5 protein-coding genes are annotated in these 6,127 nt (G+C 25.2%); 1 reads left to right on the top strand and 4 read right to left on the bottom strand.

From position 1 onward, the window contains the following. The 3 genes from mutS to BN7997_RS07195 all read right to left on the bottom strand — a co-directional run. Positions 1-1,681, bottom strand: a 1,681-nt coding sequence (mutS, locus tag BN7997_RS07205; RefSeq protein WP_074010962.1) for a DNA mismatch repair protein MutS, incomplete at its 3' end; no start/stop codon positions are given. Between the two features lie 301 nt (positions 1,682-1,982). Then, positions 1,983-2,480, bottom strand: coding sequence for a GNAT family N-acetyltransferase (locus BN7997_RS07200; RefSeq protein ID WP_071120154.1), 498 nt, complete (start codon positions 2,478-2,480; stop codon positions 1,983-1,985). Positions 2,481-2,723: 243 nt separating this feature from the next. Then, on the bottom strand, positions 2,724-3,755 hold the full coding sequence (locus BN7997_RS07195) for a hypothetical protein (protein ID WP_071120153.1): 1,032 nt from the start codon (positions 3,753-3,755) through the stop codon (positions 2,724-2,726). A gap of 144 nt (positions 3,756-3,899) precedes the next feature. Here BN7997_RS07195 and BN7997_RS07190 point away from each other — a divergent pair, with 144 nt between their 5' ends. Then, positions 3,900-4,511 carry an NUDIX hydrolase gene (locus tag BN7997_RS07190; protein WP_071120152.1) on the top strand — a complete coding sequence of 204 codons (612 nt, stop codon included), beginning with the start codon at positions 3,900-3,902 and terminating at the stop codon, positions 4,509-4,511. An 82-nt stretch (positions 4,512-4,593) separates the two neighbouring features. Here the strand turns inward: BN7997_RS07190 and miaB are convergent, their stop codons facing one another. Then, entirely contained in the window at positions 4,594-6,027 is a 1,434-nt protein-coding gene (gene miaB, locus BN7997_RS07185; protein WP_071120151.1) for a tRNA (N6-isopentenyl adenosine(37)-C2)-methylthiotransferase MiaB, read from the bottom strand. Positions 6,028-6,127: the final 100 nt, after the last annotated feature.

Raw genomic sequence — 6,127 nt, 5'->3', positions numbered from 1 at the left:
ATACAAATACATCTATATTTGCTATAGTTTTAGATACTTTTTGTATTCTATCTATATTTTTATATATTTCATTCCTTATATTTACAAATATTTCATATTCTAAAGACTTAATCTTTTCTTCAGCATTTAGTATTTTATCTTCTATTTCCTTAAGCTTCGGAGTTATAAATCGTTCTGCATTACTTAGTGTTTGCTTTCTTATATAAGACTCATCAATTTTAGCAGTATTTAAATTAGCTTTAGTTATTTCGATAAAGTAACCAAACACTTTATTAAATCCTATTTTAAGGGATTTAACACCAGTTTTTTCTCTTTCTTCATTTTCGATTTCTTTTATCATATATGCTCCGTTTTTAGAGATGTCACGAAGCTCTTTTAATTCTTCATTAAAATCTGATTTTATTATATTACCATCCTTTAATGTTATTGATGGTTCTTCAAGTATAGACTGATTAATAAGGTTGTATAAATCATTTAAATCATCTAAGTATTTTATATAATCTTTAAGCATAGATGCACTTGATGAATTTATAGTCTCTTTTAATATAGGTAATTTTTCTATAGAGTTTTTAAGGTGAATCATTTCCTTTGCTGTTACTTTTTCAAAGGCTATTTTTCCACATATTCTTTCTATATCGTATACATTTTTTAAGATTTCATTTAAGTCTTCACGAAGCATAAAGTCATCTTTAATTTCTTGTATAACATTTAATCTTTCATCTATTTTAGCTTTATTAACTAATGGCTCTTCTACATATTTTCTAAGAAGTCTTCCCCCCATAGCAGTAGATGTTTTATCTAATACATGTAAAAGTGAACCTTTTTTCTTATTTCCTCTTATAGTCCCTGTAAGTTCAAGGTTAACTCTTGTAAACATATCAAGTACCATATATTCACTTGAGTTGTATATATTTATGTTATTTATATTTGATGTAACTTGCTTTTGAGTGTTAAATATATAGTTTAAAAGTATAGATAAGCTATATTTTATTAAATCTTTATCATCAAATTTTATATTGCTTAAATATTCATCGCTAAAGTACTCATTAAGAATACTTTCATCTAAATATTTTTCGTCAAAACTTTCATTTATATATATATTACTTATTGTTGCTATATTTTGAAGTTTAGGTATAAAGTTTAAGTCATTTATTATTATTTCTGTTGGATGAACTTTAGCAATTTCTTCTACTATTTTATCAGTAGAAAGGTAAGTTGCATTTGCTTCTCCAGTGCTTATATCAACATAAGTTAATCCACATAAATCGCCTTTTATATATAGTGATAAAAGATAGTTATTTTTCTTATTTTCAAGTAAACTTCCTTCAAGTACAGTACCTGGTGTTACAACTCTTATAACATCTCTTCTTACTATACCTTTAGTTGTTTGTGGATCATCTAATTGTTCACCTATTGCAACTTTGTATCCTGCTTCTACTAATTTTGATATATATGAATTGGCACTGTGAAATGGTATCCCACACATAGGGGCTCTTTCTTCTAGGCCACATGATTTTCCTGTTAATGCTATTTCAAGTGTTTTTGAAGCTACTATAGCATCTTCAAAAAACATTTCATAAAAGTCTCCAAGTCTAAAGAATAATATACAGTCAGGGTATCTATCTTTAACTTCAAAGTATTGTTTCATCATTGGAGTAAGTTTATTTCTATCTATGTTCATACTCACCCTCCTTAAATCTTTAGTAATTATATTGTCTAGTTAATTATTATACCATAACTAATAAGCTTTATTAAGTTTGGATAAAAAAATTCGCTTCGCTCATTTCGCCAACGATACATCCTTGTTACCACTACGGATACATCCGTTGCTCAAAATAACTATTTAATTATACGTTATCAAAAGTAGCTATTTTATAATACATTAATAATAAAAAATAATCTAAGTATTTTTAATACCCAGATTACTTCTATATTAATAATTAAATTCTTATTATATCTTAATTTATACGTATATTTTTATATTATTTTAATATTTTTTCATAACAATAAAATGCCTTCTCTTTACTTAAAAATTTTACTTCTCCAATAAATTTGTATCCAAGTTTTTTAAATAAAGAGTTCATTTTTGTATTTAATGAGTAAGTATCTGTTTTTATATATCTTATTCCTTCTTTTGATGCTAACTCCTCACAAAAACTCATTAACTTAGTAGCTATTCCACCATTTCTAAATTTAGTATTAACAGCTATTCTATGTGCTACCATACATTTTTCATTTAATGACCAGTTTAAATTTTCATACTCTGCTGCTTGATTACAATCAATACATATAAAACCTTTTATATTGTTGTCTTCTTCATACACATATAAGCTATCATTTTTTATATCATTTATAAAAGTTTCACTATTAGGATAATTCTCATCCCATTGAGTATTCCCATAGGATTTCATTTCTTTTACAGTTTCATCTATTATAGACATTATAGTATCTACATCACTTAATTTAGCTTTTCTAATCATTAGATTCCCCCATTTATATCTCTTACTTTTTATTTTATAATATCATAAATCTTACTATCTTCCAATTTATAGGGTTAGCTCATATTCATTATAAAAATCATTATTTAATATAATATTTTAAAGTAATTTAAAATTAGTTATTTATAAATAGTTTCTAATTTCTTTATAATAAAAAGTTCCTACATAAATATATCTTTATATAAGAACTTTTGTATAATTTCAAAACCTTTTATATTATGAAATTTATCCATTTATATCTTTTGCTTTATATGTTTTATAACAATGAGCAAATTCTCTAGTATTAAAAATATATTTTCCACCTAGTTGTGTATAGTATGCACCTGTAGAATCATATATATCTTTTATTTTTTGTGTTAAATTTTTATGATAATATCTAAGTTCTTTAAATTCTTTCTTAAGTCTTTCACTTGTAAGCCATAATCTATTAGAACTTATATCAGTTAATTTTATATTTTCAAAGTTTAAATTATTTTTATTTGCATATATATATATTTCAGCTAATATTTCCTGTAAATTTTCATTTGTAAGGTCATGCTTTAGCTTTTTATATATAATACTTCCCATACCATCAATACCTTTTTCGTTAAGCTTTTCTTGATTAATAAGTGCATTTAGTGGTTGTCTTTTTATATATACATAATAAGTATCTTCTAATATATAACTTCCTCTTAAATACTTAGCTGGTCTATATATAACAAGTATAGGACTATACATTCCACCCTTTTCATCTTCATTGAAATCTTCTATATCCTCTAGGTATTTTAGTTTCCCTTCTATGTTTAAGCTTCCATATCTAGATTTTTGTCTTAATGAATACATATTTTCATCTTTTATACAATTTATTATCTCATCTATATATTCTTTATTAACTATAAAGTCTTCGTTATATGAATTGTTTACATATTCATTTTTAATTTCTTCTTTTGCTAAATTTATCTCATCTATATTTACACCTAAGTGTATATTTAAATTTTTAAACTTTTCTTCTAAAGAATGTATATCTACATCTATATAATTTATAAATTTATCTAAATTTTCTTCAGATTTTATATTAAGTAATAAATCCCCAATATTCTTTTGAGTTATTGAGCTATCTTTTTCAAATAAATATTTAATTATATATTCTTTAAGCTTCTCTACACTCTTATAAATTCTTATATATTCTTTTAATAAAATATTATCTTCATCGATATTATTTATCATATTACTTGGTATATTTATATATATGTCATCTTCTTTTGTATATAATCTCATTTATGTCTCTCCTTACTATATAACTAATTTATATTATACATATGAGGTAAGAAATAATCTATAATAATCGTATTATTTGTATTATTTTGATTTATAATTGTATATAATATAATACTATACTTTAATAATTAAAGGAGTAGTTATATGATAGAAGACTTAAAGCATAAATTTGAAAACTATAAACCGTATATAAATGGATATAAAAATATGAAAAGAGCTTCAGTTTTAATTCCCATAGTAGAGAAAGATAACATGCATTATATATTATTTCAGGTAAGGTCTAAAAATTTAAAAAGTCAACCAAATGAAATATCTTTTCCTGGAGGAAAAATAGAAAATAATGAAAGTCCTCTTGATGCAGTTATAAGAGAAACTTGCGAAGAACTTGGAACAAATGTTAAAAACGTAAATATTATCTCTGAAATAGATTTACTTATAACACCTGGTAATATGATAATTCATCCTTTTGTGGGATATATAAATAATATAGATAGCCTTCATATAAATAAAGATGAGGTAGACCATATTTTTTTAGTTCCATTATCTTACTTATTAAAACATAAGCCTTCTCTTTATAATAATAAAGTTAAAGTTATTCCAAATGATAATTTTCCTTATGATATTATCCCAAATAAAAAGGATTACAAATTTGCTACTAGTAATTATAGAGTTTTATTTTATAAATATGAAAATTATGTAATTTGGGGTATAACAGCTAAAATATTAGAAAATTTCCTAGAGTTTTTAGAAGTATAAAATTCACTTGATTCATATCGTCAACGACTTCATCCATTGCTAAAAAAATGTGCCTTAAATATTTAAGGCACATTTTCTATAATTACTTAACTAATTCTCCTTGTAATGAGAAAGTTTTTGGTGATGTTATTTTTACATTAACTAACTTACCAACTATATCTTCACTTCCACCAGTAAAGTTTACTAGTTTATTTTGTCTAGTTCTACCTGTTAATACATTATCATCAGTTTTACTCTTTCCTTCAACTAAAACTTCAACAACTTTATCTTGGTAGCTTTCATTTATCTTAGCTATTTCTTCATTTACTACAGCTAACACTCTATTAAATCTTTCATGTTTTACATCTTCTGGTATTTGGTCTTCCATCTTTGCAGCTGGAGTTCCTTCTCTCTTTGAGTATATAAATGTAAATGCTGTATCGTATTTTACTTTTCTAACTACATCTATAGTATCTAGTAAATCCTCTTCAGTTTCACCTGGGAATCCTATCATAAGGTCAGTTGAAAATGCTATATCAGGAATTTCTTTCTTAGCTTTTTCTATTATTTCTAAGTAATGTTCTTTACTATAATGTCTATTCATTTTCTTAAGTAATCTTGTACTTCCACATTGTACTGGTAAGTGCATAAATTCACATACTTTATCACAATCTCTCATAGAATATATAACTTCATCAGATATATCTTTAGGGTGAGATGTCATAAATCTTATTCTCTCTAAACCTTCTATTTCATTTACTATTCTTAGAAGCTCAGCAAATGTTACAGGATTTTCTAAAGTCTTACCATATGAATCTACATTTTGACCAAGTAATGTTACTTCCTTAGTTCCATTTGCCACTAATTCTTTTATTTCATTAACTATATCTTCAACAGTTCTACTTCTTTCTCTACCTCTAGTGTACGGTACTATACAATAAGTACAGAAGTTATTGCATCCATACATTATATTTACAAATGCTTTAAGTTCAAATTTTCTACTACTTCTAAGACCTTCTACTACTTCTCCATCTACATCCCAAACATCTACTAACATACCTTCTGATTCCATTGATGAAGCTAATAATTCTGGGAATTTATAAAGGTTGTGTGTTCCAAATACTAAATCAACATGATTATATTTAGACTTTAGTTCTTTAACAACATGAGGCTGTTGCATCATACATCCACAAACAGCTATTTTTAAATCTGGATTTTTACGTTTATTAAACTTTAATTGACCTAAGTTTCCATAAACTTTAAGTTCTGCATTTTCTCTTACTGCACAAGTGTTATATATTATAAGGTCGCACTCTGCAGCAAGCATAGTTCTTTGGTAACCCATATCATCAAGCATTGCACATAACTTTTCTGAGTCATGTTCATTCATTTGGCATCCAAAAGTTTGTATCATATACTTTGGCTTTGTTTGATGTATTGCATAAAATCTTGAATTTTTTTCAGCTATTGCTTCTATAAATCTATCTTGTTCTTGTATTTTCTCTATAGGAACTTGTACTTGTTTTCTTTTGCTCATAATCGTAACCTCCTTACTACTAAGTAAGTCATATTATATCAAATTCTACCATTATTTTAAAGACATCATTTTATATTTGAGTATTTAACATTTAAATTTG

The sequence above is a fragment of the Romboutsia timonensis genome, assembly GCF_900106845.1.
In the GTDB taxonomy this organism is placed as follows: Bacteria; Bacillota; Clostridia; order Peptostreptococcales; family Peptostreptococcaceae; genus Romboutsia; species Romboutsia timonensis.
This window is presented reverse-complemented; position numbering and strand designations above follow the sequence as displayed.

Bases quoted from the DNA above. Each gene is read 5' to 3' on its own strand.
- BN7997_RS07200 (WP_071120154.1), bottom strand. From the start codon at position 2,480: ATGATTAGAAAAGCTAAATTAAGTGATGTAGATACTATAATGTCTATA.
- BN7997_RS07195 (WP_071120153.1), bottom strand. From the start codon at position 3,755: ATGAGATTATATACAAAAGAAGATGACATATATATAAATATACCAAGT.
- miaB (WP_071120151.1), bottom strand. From the start codon at position 6,027: ATGAGCAAAAGAAAACAAGTACAAGTTCCTATAGAGAAAATACAAGAA.
- BN7997_RS07190 (WP_071120152.1), top strand. From the start codon at position 3,900: ATGATAGAAGACTTAAAGCATAAATTTGAAAACTATAAACCGTATATA.